The organism is Paraburkholderia sp. CNPSo 3272 (assembly GCF_024206495.1).
Lineage (GTDB): Bacteria > Pseudomonadota > Gammaproteobacteria > Burkholderiales > Burkholderiaceae > Paraburkholderia.
In genome coordinates, this window is record NZ_JAMBPQ010000012.1 from 1 (window position 1) to 12,950 (window position 12,950).

Sequence of the window (12,950 nt, forward strand, 5' to 3'; positions counted from 1 at the left end):
GCAACAGCGGCGGCGCAAGCAGCAGCGGCGGCAGCTCAGGCGGCTGTGGCTGTGGCGGCCACGGCGGATCGGCAAGCGGCCCTTCGGGCGGTCCCGCAGGCGGATCCGGTGGTGGCGTTGGCGGGGGTTTCGGCGGATTCGGCGGTGGCTTCGGAGGTGGATTCGGCAAAGGTGGACCGTCGGGCGGCCCGGGCGGCGGGTACGGCGGCGGACACGGTGGCGGCCATGGCAGCGGTCATTGAACCTGTACGGCGGTGCAGGCAGACCGCTGCAGCCACTCCGATCTGGCGCGACGGCCAGGCGCGCCAGTCCTGGCGTCGGCGGCGGCGTCCCGGTCCCCCGGCCGGGCACCGCCGCCGTGGGCCGGTCGCCGGATGCGCGATGCGCGTGGCGGCCCCTGGCGGCCACACCGGCTGTTTGCTCGCCATACGCCGGCGCAGACCATGACCGCTTGCGCCAGGCGCGTACCCAACCACGTGCGCCCTACAGCATCTCCAGCGGACGCTTGCTGCGCGGCGGCTTGAAATACGCGTCCAGCGCCGCGTGCTCTTGTGAGCCGAGCACGAGATCGAGCGCCGCGCGGTTGTCGCGCACGTGCTCCACGCGAGCGGCCTTCGGAATCGCGCAGACCCCGCTTTGGCCCAGCACCCACGCCATCGCCACGCGATAGACCGACACCCCGTGTGCGTGAGCGATGTCGTCGAGCGGCGAGCGTCTGGGCAAGCGTGCGTGATCGACGGGGCTATACGCCGTCACCGGCATGCGATGCACAGCGCTCCACGGCAGCAGGTCGAATTCCGCGCCGCGCCGTGAGATGTTGTAGAGAATCTGGTTGGTCGCGCACGCCTCGCCGCCAGGCGTGGCGAACAGCTCCTCCATGTCGTCGGTGTCGAAGTTGCTCACGCCCCAGTGACGGATCTTGCCCGCGCGCACGAGCGCTTCGAACCCTTCGACCGTCTCTTCGAGCGGCACCCCGCCGCGCCAGTGCAGCAGATAGAGATCGAGCCGGTCGGTGCCGAGACGTTTGAGGCTCGCCTCGCACGCGCGCGCGACGCCGCTGCGGCTCGCGTTGTGCGGATACACCTTGCTCACCAGAAACACCTCGTCGCGCAGGCCCTGCAAAGCCTCGCCCACCAGGCGCTCGGTCGCGCCGTCGCCGTACATCTCGGCGGTGTCGATTAGCGTCATGCCGAGCGCCACGCCTTCGCGCAGCGCGGCGATTTCCGCCGCGCGATGCGCGCTGCGCTCGCCCATTTCCCACGTGCCCTGCCCGAGCTTCGGAATGCGTTCGCCGTCCGGCAATGCGACGCTTGCAATATCGGTCGTCATGATCTCCCTTTGCGCGCCGCAACGGCGCCCACTGGCAAAGAACGGCCAGTGTATCGCCTCGCGCGCAATGCGGTCATACGCACTCTCGCAAGCCGTTCATTTCCGCGATTGCGCATCGATGACATAAAATTGCCGTTCGCCTTTCATGCCTGCCTCCCATGAACGCACCCTCGGAAGACCGCTGGCGCGACCTGCGCCCGGACCCGGACAACGACACGCCGCTGTATTTGCAGCTCGCGCGCAAGCTGAGCCTTGCGATCCACGACAATCGCTGGAACGCGGGCGAAGCCCTGCCCTCGGAGCGCGCACTCGCGGAGTCGCTCGGCGTTTCGCGCATCACGGCGCGCAAGGCGATCGCGCTGCTCGTCGAGCAGGGCCTGATTCGCCGCACGCAAGGCGCGGGCAGCTTCATCACGCCGCGCATCGAAGACCCGCTCTCGCGCCTCACGAGCTTCAGCGAGATGCTGCGCCAGCGCGGCTTCACGCCGAGCTCGCGCTGGCTCTCGCGCGAAATCCAGCCCGCGAGCCGCGACGAAGTGATCCAGCTCGGGCTCTCGCCGGCGGCGGCCGTCACGCGCCTCAAGCGCCTGCGTCTGGCCGACGGCATCGTCATGGCCGTCGAGAACTCCACCTTCCCCGCCGCGCTGATTCCCGACCCGAACGCGATCGGCGACTCGCTCTACAGCTTTCTCGAACAGCGCGGGCTTTCGATCGTGCGCGCGCTGCAACACTTTCGCGCCGTGAACGCGAGCGAGGAAATCGCGCGGCAGATGAGCATCGCGCCCAACGAGGCGCTGTTGCTCATCACACGCGTAGGCTATACCGCCGATCAGCGCGCGATCGAACTCACCGATACCTACTGTCGCAACGATTATTACGATTTCGTCGCGGAATTGCGCAAGTAGCGCGCGCAAACGCGGCGGCATCTAGTCGTTCCATACCGGCGCATTGCTGCCGATCGGCACCGGCGGCCGCGCATGGAATGCAGGCGTGAGTTCGAGCCGCTCGGCGGGCGCCACCGCGCGCACGCGGCCGAACGGCGAATCCATTTCCTCCAGACAATCGGCGAGTTCGGCGGCGCCCACCTCGGGTGCCTGCTGGCCGTCCTCGAGCGTGCCCATCGTCTGCAGCCAGCGGCCCGTTTGCGCGAGCGAAAGGCGCACGTGCCAACTGCCGCCTTCGCGCATGCGCCGCGCAAGCGCGACCATCGCGCCGAACGCGGCGAGATAGCCCGTGGCGTGATCCAGCGCCTGGCACGGCAGCGGGCGCGCCGTAGTGAACGGCTGCGCGCCTGCTACGCCGTTGCTGGGTTTTGCTGCGGCGACGCTCTCGGCCCACACGATGCCGCTCGCCGACTGCACGAGGCTGTCGAAGCCGCGCCGCTCGCGCCACGGCCCGCGGTGCCCATACGCGCTGATCGACACGCACACGATGCCGGGCCGCACCTGCGCGAGCGCTTCGGGCGCGAATCCGCGCGCGGCGAGCGCACCCGGCCGGTAGCCTTGAACAAACACATCGGCGTCGCGCGCGAGTGCGCGCAACTGCTCGCACGCGGCTGCATCACGCAGGTCGAGCGTGGCCGAGCGCTTGCTGCGGCCGTTGTCGATCACGAGCGGCGCGATGTTCGGCAGATGCGGGCCGTTGATGAGCAGCACGTCCGCGCCGTGTTGACCGAGCGTGCGCCCCGCCACCGGCCCCGCGATGATGCGCGTGAGGTCGAGCACGCGCACGCCCTCCAGAGGACGCGCCCCGGCGCCCCCACGCGGCGCCTCGGCGGGCGCGTCGCCGATGCGCTCGATCTCGAAAAGCGGCAGGCTCGCCACGGCCTTCGCCTGCTCGTGCGCGGCCCATTCGCGCGGCGCGCGCACGAGTGCGGCGCACAGGCCCGCTTGCGCGAGCGCGTCGTCGAGCGCCGCGCCTTCCCAGCCCAGGATCGCGCGCGCCACGGCGTCGCGGTCGTCCGGGCATCGGAGCACGCGCAGGATGCCCGCGAGGTGATGCGGGAAGTTCGCGTGTAGCTGGACCCAGCGGCCGTCGCCGGTCGGGAAATGGCCCGTCACCGGATGACGCAGCTCCGCGGGCGGCTTGCCGTCCACGCTCAAATAGCGTTCGCTGCGAAACGCGGCGAGCGCGCGGCGCACGTCGATTGCGACGCGCTGCGTCCGGCCCGTGCGCAACGCGTGCAGTTGCGCCGCCGCGAGCCCCGCCGCGCCGATGCTCGCCGCCGCGAGCGTGCCCACGCGAAAGATCGAGGGCAGGCCCGGATCGCCGCCTTCCATGTCGAGCCAGTCGAGCGCGGACGGGTCGCAGCCCGCCAGCATCCAGAGGTGTTCGAGCGCGTCGCGTGGCGTCATGGCGAGCAGTCCTTTTGCGAGGGAATACGGTAAGAAAGCGAGCCGAAGTGATGTCACGCATCGTCGCGCCGCTCGAATCCGGGATCAATCTTGATTATCATGATCAACATAGATTGATTTCTCCGGTTCCAGGAGGCGAGCCACCATGTCCAGCTATATGACCGCGGAACAAGCCGCAGCCGAACTCGGCATCAGCCGCGCCACGCTCTACGCCTACGTGAGCCGCGGACTCATCGCCTCGGCGCCCTCGCCCAACGGCCGCCACAACCGCTACGACGCCGCCGAGGTGCGCCGCCTCGCGCGCCGCAAGGCCGATGGCAAGCGCGCGGGCAAGGTCGCGCAGAAGGTGCTCGACTGGGGCGTGCCCGTGCTCGAATCGTCGATCACGTTGATCGCCGACGGCAAGCTCTTTTATCGCGGCGAGGACGCCATCGCGCTCGCGCGTCAGGCCTCGCTCGAAGAGGTCGCGGCGCTGCTCTGGCAATGCGCGCCGCGCCGCGTGCTGCAGGCGCCCGAGGCGCCCATCGCGGCCGCGCAATGGTCGGCATGGCTGAAGATCTGGAGCGGGCACACGCCGCTCGAACGCGCACTCGTGCTGTTGCCGGCCGCCGCGGCGCAAATGCCGCGCATCTGGGCGCAGGGCCGCGACGCGCAAATCGACACCGCTGCGATGCTCATGCGCCTGCTCGCGGCGGCGCTCGTTTCCGCCGCGCCGTCGAACGAGCCGCTGCACCGTCAGCTAGGCGAGGCGTGGGGCGTGCGCTCGCGCGCGCAGACCGACCTGCTGCGCGCCGCGCTCGTGCTGTGCGCGGACCACGAGCTGAACGCCTCGACTTTCACGGTGCGCTGCATCACCTCCACCGGCACGCATCTGTTCGGCGCGGCGACGGGCGGCCTGGCCGCCCTGGCCGGGCCGCGCCACGGCGGCGAGACCACGCGCGTGGCTGCGCTGTTCGACGAAGCCGCGCGCGCCGACGACCTGCATCGCTATCTTGCCGACCGCCTCGCGCCCGACGAACTCGGCGCGGCCGTGCCGCTCTCCGGCTTCGGCCACCCGCTCTATCCCGATGGCGATCCGCGCGCGCGGCTCTTGCTGGACCTGCTCGCCCAACGCGCGCCGGCGCGCTCGCCAATGGACGAAGTCGACGCGCTCGCCCAGGCCGTAGCCGAGACGAGCGGCGCGCGGCCGACGCTCGACTACGCGCTCGCGGCCATCGAGCGCGTGCTGGGGCTGCCGCGCGGCGCGGCGTTCACGCTGTTCGCCGCAGGCCGTGTGACGGGCTGGATCGCGCATGCGCTCGAACAGACCGCCGATGGCCGGCTGATCCGCCCGCGCGCACGCTACGTGGGCGAAATGGCAGGCGATACGACGCATGCCGCGCGGCGCATCGCCTAGCACGAGCGACCACGTCAACCCGGTTCAACCCGCCGCCCGGACGCCCCACTGCCCGCGCTGCACCCAGCCGCGCAACGCCTCGCCGACGCGCGCCGCGACACCGCTCGCACCCGCCGCGCGCACGCGTTCCACGTCGACGGGCGCCACCGTGCACGCTGGCGCAGCGGCGCTTGCTCCGCCCAGCCCCAGCACGAAACGCGCCCCTTGGCGGCCCGCGCTCACGTGCACGCGCACGCCCGCCGCGAGCCCGACCGACTCGCCGGCACGTAGCCAGTAGTCGCCGGCGTCGCCCGCGATCGTGAGCCAGAGTTCGCCTTCGCTCACGTGCAATTGCATTGCCTGGGCAAGCCGCCAGGTTTCGACGGGTTCGCCATGTTCCAGTTCGAAGATTCGGATTTCGCGCATTGCCGTGCTCCTTGCAGACTGGCCGCCGAGTCCCCTCGGGCGGCCACCGGAAGGCTGGCTGACAAGGACTTGAAGCGCCTTACCGGTAGGAGCATTATTGCGAGCAGTGACGCACGGTCCCATGTACAGTTCCGAACAGTTCATGTAGAACTGTGCAGCCGAAAAACCGAACAGTCACTGCCGTTTCGAACCGCAGCCTCAAGCGGCATACCCTGCGAGACCCAGATGAAACTCCAACTCGACCGCGCGAGCGATGTGCCGCTCACCGAACAGATCGTCACCGGCGTGCAGACGTGGATCCGCTCGCGCGCGGCGCACCCTGGTTCGCGCCTACCGTCCATCCGCCAGTTCGCCGCCGATTACGCCATCAGCCGCTTTCCCGTGATCGAGGCCTATGACCGGCTCGTCTCGCTCGGCTACCTCGACTCGCGCCACGGCTCGGGCTTTTACGTGAGCGAGCACGCGCGGGCGGGCCTCGCCGGCATGGGCACCTGCGACCTCTCGAACGCCGCCGACGAATCGGGTCACCTGCTCAGCCAGCTCGAACGCGAGGGCGAACTGCTGCAGCTCGACAGCGGCTCGATCCCGCAGGCGTGGCGCGACATCGACGCGCTCGGCCAGGCAATCCGCCATGTGTCGCGCAGCGACCCCGCGAGCCTCGTCGACTACGGCACGCCGACGGGCGACGCCACGCTGCGCGAGCATCTGCGCAACCGGCTCGCGCCGCTTGGCATCGTCGCCGAGACGCCGCAGATCCTCATTACCGAAGGCGCGAGCGAAGGCCTCGACCTGCTAATGCGCTACATGCTCAAGCCCGGCGACACGGTATTCGTCGAGGACCCCGGCTACTACAACCTGTACGGTCTGCTCAAACTGCATGGCGTGCGCCTCGTGGGCATCCGCCGCACTGCGAGCGGCCCCGATCTCGACCATTTGCACGCGATGCTCGCCGAGCACCGTCCGCGCGCGTTCTTCGTCAACACGGTGTTCCACAACCCGACCGGCTCGACGATCTCGCCGCCCGTCGCGTTCCGCCTGCTGCAGCTCGCCCGCGAGCACCGCTTCACGATCGTCGAGGACGACATCTACGCCGACTTCCAGGCCGATCCCACCGACCGGCTCGCGGCGCTCGACCAGTTCGAGCACGTCGTGTACGTGGGCGGACTTTCGAAGACGCTCTCCTCGGCGCTGCGCGTGGGCTACGTGGTCGCCAACCCGGCGATCGTGCGCGATCTCGCGGCCATCAAGGCGCTCACCAGCATCAGCGGCTCGCGCTTCTCGCAGGCCGTCGCCGCCACGCTGCTCGAGCGCGGCGCGTATCGCAAATACCTCGAACGACTGCGCCGGCGCATTGCCGAGGCGCAAGGGTCGGCCACGCGCACGCTCGAAGCGCATGGGTGGGAGCTATTCGGCAGCGCGGCGGCGTCGACCGCCGCGGCGAGCGCGGCGCGCGGCTATGCGCAAACGGGCGGCAAGTTCGTCTGGGCGCGCGTGCCGCACGTGGAGGATTCCACCCGCCTCGCCGCCTGCGGCGAGCCGCTCGGCGTCGCGGTCTCGCCGGGCAGCCACTTCCGCCCGCAAGGCGAGTCGAGCCCGTGGATCCGCATCAACGTGGCGCTCACGCTCGACCCGCGCGCCCAGGCCTTCTTCGCGGCGGCGGCGCGTCTGGGAGGATAAACGCGCGAGGCGCCTCGGCCGCCTGCACCACGTTTGCGGCTGCGGGGCCGGCCGTCTGCGTGGGCACGCCGTTTTCCCTACAATGGCGCTTGCCTGCGCGCCACTCTCCTCGCCCATGTCCGAATCCACCACTGCGTCCAGCACCATTGCGTCGCCCCGCTCGTTGTCCGTGATGCTGTGGCTCGTCGCCACCGGCTTCTTCATGCAGACCCTCGATTCGACCATCGTCAACACGGCGTTGCCGGCGATGGCGAGGAGTCTTGGCGAACTACCGTTGCGCATGCAATCAGTCGTGATCGCGTATTCGCTCACGATGGCGGTGATGATCCCCGTATCGGGCTGGCTCGCGGACAAGCTCGGCACGCGGCGTGTGTTCCTCGGCGCGATTTTCGTGTTCACGGTCGGCTCGCTCCTGTGCGCGAGCGCGCATACGCTGAACCAGTTGGTGGTCTCGCGCATCGCGCAGGGCGTGGGCGGCGCGATGCTGCTGCCGGTCGGCCGGCTTGCCGTGCTGCGCACGTTTCCCGCCGAACGCTATCTGCCCGCGCTCTCGTTCGTGGCGATCCCGGGGCTGATCGGCCCGCTCATCGGCCCGACGCTCGGCGGCTGGCTCGTGCAGATCGCCTCGTGGCACTGGATCTTTCTCATCAACGTGCCGGTGGGCGTGGTGGGCTGCGTCGCCACCTTCATCTTCATGCCCGACAGCCGCAACCCCGACACGCCGCGCTTCGACGTGCCGGGCTACCTGCTGCTCGTGATCGGGATGCTAGCGATTTCGTTCGCGCTCGACGGGCGCAGCGAGTTCGGCATCCAGCACGCCACGGTGCTCGTGCTCTTCATCCTTTCGCTCGCCGCGTTCGTGGCCTACGGTCTGCACGCGGTGCGCACACCGCAGCCGATCTTTTCGCTCGACCTCTTCAAGATCCACACCTTCAGCGTCGGCCTGCTCGGCAATCTGTTCGCGCGTATCGGCAGCGGCGCGATGCCGTATCTGATCCCGCTGCTGCTTCAGGTGGCGCTCGGCTACACGGCCTTCGAGGCCGGCCTCATGATGCTGCCCACGGCCGCCGCGGGCATGTTCTCCAAGCGCCTCGTGACGTATCTCATCATGCGCTACGGCTACCGCAGCGTGCTGGTCTCGAACACGGTGCTCGTGGGCCTCATGATGGCGAGCTTCGCGCTTTCCACGCCCCACGAGCCGCTGTGGATGCGCATCGCGCAACTGGCGATCTTCGGCGCCGTGAACTCGATGCAGTTCACGGCGATGAACACCCTCACGCTCAAGGATCTCGGCACGGGTGGCGCGAGCAGCGGCAACAGCCTCTTCTCGCTCGTGCAAATGCTCTCGATGAGCCTTGGCGTGACCGTCGCGGGCGCGCTGCTCACCACCTTCACGGGCATCATGGCCCACAAGACCGGCGAGAACGTGATTCCGGCGTTCCATGCGACCTTCATCTGCGTGGGCATCATCACGGCGGGTTCGTCGTGGATCTTCGCGCAGCTCGCGTCTGACCTGCGCCGCACCGCGAAGAAGACCGATCCGTCCGAGCGGACCTGACAACAACCGGTCAAGCCGGGACCGCGGTCGTTGCGGTTGCATCCTCGCCGCCGACGCGCACCTCAAAGGTGCGGCGCGCCTCGTGGCCGTGCGTCGCCCGGGTTCGCGCCGGCTTTGCGCACCAACCCGCACACCCTCCCGAAATAGCGCGGGCGCCATCGCACGGGCCGACGGCCGCGGGACCCGGGACTCGCATACTTTTTGCTGTCCTATCCTGTAAACTTGGCGCTCACGCGTCCCGCCCGTCACGTCCGTCCCGCGCGCCATCGAAACGAAAATGACCAGCATGATCGACATCGATCCCCCCGGCTTCCAGTCGCGCCCTATCGCCGGCGAAGAAGGTGCCCGCCGCACCGTGCTGTACGGCGGCTACACCGTCTTCAGCGTGTTCCAGCCCGTGTTTTCGGTTGCGCACCGGCGCGCGATCGGCTATCACGCGTCGCTGCGCGCGCACGATGAGCAAGGCCAGCAGGCGCCGTCGCAGGAGGTGTTCACGCAGGCGGCGCGCCGCGGCGACCTGCTAGAACTGGGGCGCCTCGCGGAATCGCTGCATCTGGGCAATTTCAACGCGTTCGATTCGCATGACGAATGGCTGTTTCTGAGCCTGCACCCGGCCGCGCTAATGGACACGAGTTACGGCGACGCCCTGCTCGCCGGCCTCAAGGCGCTCGGCCTGCAGCCGCAGCGCGTGGTGCTGGAAGTGTCGGAACAGGCGGGCGGCGAGAATCCGCGCTTCGCGGAGATCATCGACGGATTGCGCAAGGCGGGCTTCGTGATCGCGCTGGATGGTTTCGGCGCGAAGCATTCGAACATCGACCGCGTGTGGCAGGTCCGGCCCGATATCGTCACGCTCGACCGCAGCCTGCTCGCCCAGGCGAGTCGCCACGCGCATATCGAGCGCGTGCTGCCGGGGCTCGTCTCTATGCTGCACGAGTCAGGTCAGCTCGTGCTCGTGGGCGGCCTTTCGACCGAGCGCGACGCACTGATCGCGCTGGAGAGCAACGCCGACTTCGTGCAGGGTGCGTATTTCGCGCGACCCGACGTCGAGCCGGTGCCGCCGGCCAAGGCCGCGCAGCTCATGGACGATCTTTCGTCGCGCCTGCGCGAGCGCGTGGCCGCGCGCGAGCGTTCGCAGTCGGCGCGTCTCGCGCCGTACGTGAGCGCCATCGAAGCGGCGGCGAAGCAGCTTGCCGAGGGCGCGAACATAAGCGACGCCACGCTGCCGCTGCTAGGCCTCGACGACACGGCGCGCTGCTTCCTGCTCGACGCGTCGGGCCGCCAGATCGGCGACAACGTGCTGCCCGACGGCCGCACGTCGCAGCGCGCCAAGCGCTTCCGGCCGCTGCTGCATTCCGAGGGCGCAAGCTGGGAACGGCGGCCTTACTTCATCGGCGCAATGAAGGCGCCAGGCCGCGTGCAGTTCACGCCGCCCTATCTGTCGATCAACGAGGCGCACCTGTGCGTCACGGCCTCGGTCGCCGTGCAAACGGAGCACGGCGTGCAGGTGTTGTGCGTCGATATCAACTGGGACGCCGCGTTGCGCGGCTAGCGTGCGTTCAGGCTGAGGCTGAGGCTGAGGCTCACGCTCACGCTCACGCTCACGCGAGGACGAGCGGCTGCGCGAGCAGGTTCGCGCCGCCGTGTGTGGTGGACGCGCGGGCGGTGACGGTGAGCGTGGACACGCACGCCGCGCCGTCGCTCGAGGCGAGCCGTGCCAGCATCTTGCGCACTGCCTCGCCGCCGAAAGCCCGGTTGGCCGCCTGGAGCCGGTTGGCCGGCCCCGCGCTCCCCTCCTCCATTGCCGCGATACACACGACCGGCCCGGGCAGCCCGTCGCGGTCGTCGCGCACATGCAGCCAGGCCGCGAACGCACCGTCCTGCGCGACGAGCGCCACGCCCGGCTCGCCGTCCAGCGCCAGTGCTTCGGCGCGCAAAACGTGCGCGGCGGGCGCTTCCTGCCGGGACTCGCCGTGAGCCGCTTCGGCCACGCTCGCCGCGACGAGCGCGTTTGCCGTCACCCCCAGCAAATCCATTAATCCCGCGCGATCGTGTGCATGCAGCACGTCGCGCAAACGCTCGACCGTGCGCGCGTGCTGCACTTTGTCGGCTGGCGCCGCCTGCGGCGCGGCCTCGCGGGCGAGGCGAACGCGGGCACGCCGCACGATCTGCCGACAATGCTCGTTCGTGCAGCCGGTCAGCGCGCCGATCTGCGCGTAGTCGCAGTCGAAGGCCTCGCGCAGCACGAACACCGCCTGCTCGAGCGGTCCCAGCCTTTCGAGCAGGAGCCGCAGTGCGTCCGAGAAGCGCCGCGTGCGCAACCCCGCCTCTTCCGCCGAAGGCGCCGCATCATCGAGCCATGAGGCCTCGTGTTCGCCCGCGTGCTCGCGACGCAGGCGCCGCAGCCTGTCTATGGCGAGCCGCACGGTGACCGTGGCGAGCCACGCCTGCGGTGCGCGCAAGGCCGGTGCGTCGGCGTCGCGCCAGCGGAACCACGCGTCCTGCACGACGTCCTCGGCCTCCGCGCGGCTGCCCAGCACGCGTGCGGCCAGCGCAATGAGCCGCCCGCGCGCCTCGCCGAAGGCGGCGGCGCGGCGAGCGTCGGTCCACGCCGCTGCCTCTGGCCCGGCTTCGTCGCTCACTGGGGTCGCAGCCTCATTGCGCCCAGCACCCTCCAGACTCGTTGCTTCGATTGTGTCGATCGCTTGCGTCATTCGCTTCGCTCCTTGGCCATGCGTGCTCGCTTCCGCCCGTTTCCCTCATGACGTCCGGCACACGGCCGGCGTGACAGCCGCTCGCGAAAATATTCTCGTCACGCGCGGGCCGCGCCGGGCGTCATGACAACAGCGGCGCAATCGCGCCGCCAACGCCAACCGCCGCCAACGGAAAAAACACGAGGCCACTCATGCCATCCTTTGCACTGAATCATGCAGCATTGCCGCCGAGCGCGCTCAATCTCGTCCCGACCGTGATCGAAACCTCGGGGCGCGGCGAGCGCGCCTACGACATCTACTCGCGCCTGTTGCGCGAGCGCATCGTGTTCCTCGTCGGGCCGGTGACCGAGCAAAGCGCGAGCCTCGTAGTCGCGCAACTGCTCTTTCTCGAAGCGGAAAACGCGGACAAGGACATCAGCTTCTATATCAACTCGCCGGGCGGGTCGGTCTACGACGGACTCGCCATTTACGACACGATGCAATTCATCAAGCCCGATGTCTCGACACTGTGCACGGGTTTCGCCGCCAGCATGGGGTCGTTTTTGCTCGCCGCGGGCGCGCATGGAAAACGCTTCGCACTACCAAACGCGCGCATCATGATCCATCAGCCTTCGGGTGGCGGCCAGGGCACCGCCGCCGATGTCGAGCTGCAGGCGCGCGAGATCCTGTATCTGCGCGAGCGCCTGAACGCGATGCTCGCCGCGCGTACCGGACGCAGCATCGAGCAGATCGCGCACGACAGCGACCGCGACAACTTCATGTCGGCCCAGGCGGCCGCCGAATACGGCTTGATCGACCGCGTGCTCGAGTCACGCAACGACCCGTTACTGCGCTAAGGCGCGGTGTTTGCGGCTCGCGAACTCACGCGAGCCGCACGGCGAGCCACGCCGCCAGCACGCCCTTGTACTCGGCGACCAGCAGCTTGCGCTCCTTCGGCTTCGCCGCGGCGTATAGTGGGTTGAGGCTCTTGATGATCTGCAGCATGACTTCGGCCACGCGATAGGCCTCATCGCACGCAAGCGCCGGCTGATAACGCAGGAAGAGCGCCGTGAAACGCTGGCGCAGCAGATTGCGCACGGCCGCATCGCGCCTGAAGCCGAGCGGCACGGAAAGCAGGGGCAAATACGCGGGATAGTCGTGCATCAGATCGACCATCAGGTCGAACAGACGCTCGACAAGCTGCGCGAGCGGCAGCTTGCCTGCGTCGTCGTGCGCGGCGATGAGCGCGCTCCAGCGCGCGTCCATTTCGTCGCCGTAGCGCTTGCGCAGTGCGAGGGCGAGTGCCTCCTTGTTCGGAAAGTACTGGTACGCCGCGCCCACCGAAACGCCCGCCTGCTGCGCGATCTGCGTCATCGTCGCCGCTTCGAAGCCGCGCTCGGCGAAGGCTTCGCCGGCGGCTTCGAGCAGCGCGTCGACCGTGCGCGCCGCGCGTTCCTGGCGCGGCACGCGCCGGGCGTTTTCGCGTGCCGCTTCCTTTTGCGCCTCCTTGCGCGCGAGCGGGTCTGCCGCCATATCTGAAG

At 69.2% G+C, this 12,950-nt stretch carries 12 protein-coding genes; 7 read left to right on the forward strand and 5 right to left on the reverse strand.

All coding sequences use genetic code 11. From position 1 onward, the window contains the following. Positions 1-242 (forward strand): hypothetical protein (locus M3I53_RS16645; protein WP_254317003.1); only part of this gene is annotated, 242 nt, incomplete at its 5' end. Between the two features lie 241 nt (positions 243-483). Here the strand turns inward: M3I53_RS16645 and M3I53_RS16650 are convergent. Continuing rightward, positions 484-1,329, reverse strand: a complete 846-nt coding sequence (locus M3I53_RS16650) for an aldo/keto reductase (protein ID WP_254317004.1) — start codon at positions 1,327-1,329, stop codon at positions 484-486. A 158-nt stretch (positions 1,330-1,487) separates the two neighbouring features. Between M3I53_RS16650 and M3I53_RS16655 the strand changes: the two genes are divergently transcribed. Next, positions 1,488-2,234, forward strand: coding sequence for a GntR family transcriptional regulator (locus M3I53_RS16655; protein WP_254317005.1), 747 nt, complete (start codon positions 1,488-1,490; stop codon positions 2,232-2,234). 21 nt (positions 2,235-2,255) lie between these two features. Here the strand turns inward: M3I53_RS16655 and M3I53_RS16660 are convergent, their stop codons facing one another. After that, a complete protein-coding gene (locus tag M3I53_RS16660) occupies positions 2,256-3,683 on the reverse strand; it encodes a CoA transferase (RefSeq protein ID WP_254317006.1) in 1,428 nt (475 codons plus the stop codon). Positions 3,684-3,828: 145 nt separating this feature from the next. On the opposite strand from M3I53_RS16660, the gene M3I53_RS16665 reads away from it, so the two are divergent. Continuing rightward, positions 3,829-5,079 carry a citrate synthase family protein gene (locus M3I53_RS16665; protein WP_254317007.1) on the forward strand — a complete coding sequence of 417 codons (1,251 nt, stop codon included), beginning with the start codon at positions 3,829-3,831 and terminating at the stop codon, positions 5,077-5,079. A 24-nt stretch (positions 5,080-5,103) separates the two neighbouring features. Here the strand turns inward: M3I53_RS16665 and M3I53_RS16670 are convergent, their stop codons facing one another. After that, the gene (locus tag M3I53_RS16670; RefSeq protein WP_254317008.1) at positions 5,104-5,484 is read right to left on the reverse strand and encodes a DUF2917 domain-containing protein; all 381 of its coding nucleotides are present in this window, start codon (positions 5,482-5,484) and stop codon (positions 5,104-5,106) included. Between the two features lie 225 nt (positions 5,485-5,709). Here M3I53_RS16670 and M3I53_RS16675 point away from each other — a divergent pair, with 225 nt between their 5' ends. The 3 genes from M3I53_RS16675 to M3I53_RS16685 all read left to right on the forward strand — a co-directional run bounded on the left by M3I53_RS16675 (position 5,710) and on the right by M3I53_RS16685 (position 10,268). After that, a complete protein-coding gene (locus M3I53_RS16675) occupies positions 5,710-7,161 on the forward strand; it encodes a PLP-dependent aminotransferase family protein (protein ID WP_254317009.1) in 1,452 nt (483 codons plus the stop codon). Between the two features lie 115 nt (positions 7,162-7,276). Next, positions 7,277-8,719 carry a multidrug transporter subunit MdtD gene (gene mdtD, locus M3I53_RS16680; protein WP_254317010.1) on the forward strand — a complete coding sequence of 481 codons (1,443 nt, stop codon included), beginning with the start codon at positions 7,277-7,279 and terminating at the stop codon, positions 8,717-8,719. A 277-nt stretch (positions 8,720-8,996) separates the two neighbouring features. Beyond that, positions 8,997-10,268: an EAL domain-containing protein gene (locus M3I53_RS16685; protein ID WP_254317011.1), complete on the forward strand. Its 1,272-nt coding sequence runs from the start codon at positions 8,997-8,999 to the stop codon at positions 10,266-10,268. Positions 10,269-10,317: 49 nt separating this feature from the next. Here M3I53_RS16685 and M3I53_RS16690 read toward each other — a convergent pair whose 3' ends face one another. Further along, positions 10,318-11,430 carry a sigma-70 family RNA polymerase sigma factor gene (locus tag M3I53_RS16690; RefSeq protein WP_254317012.1) on the reverse strand — a complete coding sequence of 371 codons (1,113 nt, stop codon included), beginning with the start codon at positions 11,428-11,430 and terminating at the stop codon, positions 10,318-10,320. A 191-nt stretch (positions 11,431-11,621) separates the two neighbouring features. On the opposite strand from M3I53_RS16690, the gene clpP reads away from it, so the two are divergent. Then, positions 11,622-12,266, forward strand: coding sequence for an ATP-dependent Clp endopeptidase proteolytic subunit ClpP (clpP, locus tag M3I53_RS16695; RefSeq protein WP_254317013.1), 645 nt, complete (start codon positions 11,622-11,624; stop codon positions 12,264-12,266). Between the two features lie 25 nt (positions 12,267-12,291). Here the strand turns inward: clpP and M3I53_RS16700 are convergent, their stop codons facing one another. Then, on the reverse strand, positions 12,292-12,942 hold the full coding sequence (locus tag M3I53_RS16700) for a TetR/AcrR family transcriptional regulator (RefSeq protein ID WP_254317014.1): 651 nt from the start codon (positions 12,940-12,942) through the stop codon (positions 12,292-12,294). Positions 12,943-12,950: the final 8 nt, after the last annotated feature.

Bases quoted from the DNA above. Each gene is read 5' to 3' on its own strand.
- M3I53_RS16650 (WP_254317004.1), bottom strand. From the start codon at position 1,329: ATGACGACCGATATTGCAAGCGTCGCATTGCCGGACGGCGAACGCATT.
- mdtD (WP_254317010.1), top strand. From the start codon at position 7,277: ATGTCCGAATCCACCACTGCGTCCAGCACCATTGCGTCGCCCCGCTCG.
- M3I53_RS16675 (WP_254317009.1), top strand. From the start codon at position 5,710: ATGAAACTCCAACTCGACCGCGCGAGCGATGTGCCGCTCACCGAACAG.
- M3I53_RS16665 (WP_254317007.1), top strand. From the start codon at position 3,829: ATGTCCAGCTATATGACCGCGGAACAAGCCGCAGCCGAACTCGGCATC.
- M3I53_RS16690 (WP_254317012.1), bottom strand. From the start codon at position 11,430: ATGACGCAAGCGATCGACACAATCGAAGCAACGAGTCTGGAGGGTGCT.
- M3I53_RS16685 (WP_254317011.1), top strand. From the start codon at position 8,997: ATGACCAGCATGATCGACATCGATCCCCCCGGCTTCCAGTCGCGCCCT.
- M3I53_RS16660 (WP_254317006.1), bottom strand. From the start codon at position 3,683: ATGACGCCACGCGACGCGCTCGAACACCTCTGGATGCTGGCGGGCTGC.
- clpP (WP_254317013.1), top strand. From the start codon at position 11,622: ATGCCATCCTTTGCACTGAATCATGCAGCATTGCCGCCGAGCGCGCTC.
- M3I53_RS16655 (WP_254317005.1), top strand. From the start codon at position 1,488: ATGAACGCACCCTCGGAAGACCGCTGGCGCGACCTGCGCCCGGACCCG.
- M3I53_RS16670 (WP_254317008.1), bottom strand. From the start codon at position 5,484: ATGCGCGAAATCCGAATCTTCGAACTGGAACATGGCGAACCCGTCGAA.
- M3I53_RS16700 (WP_254317014.1), bottom strand. From the start codon at position 12,942: ATGGCGGCAGACCCGCTCGCGCGCAAGGAGGCGCAAAAGGAAGCGGCA.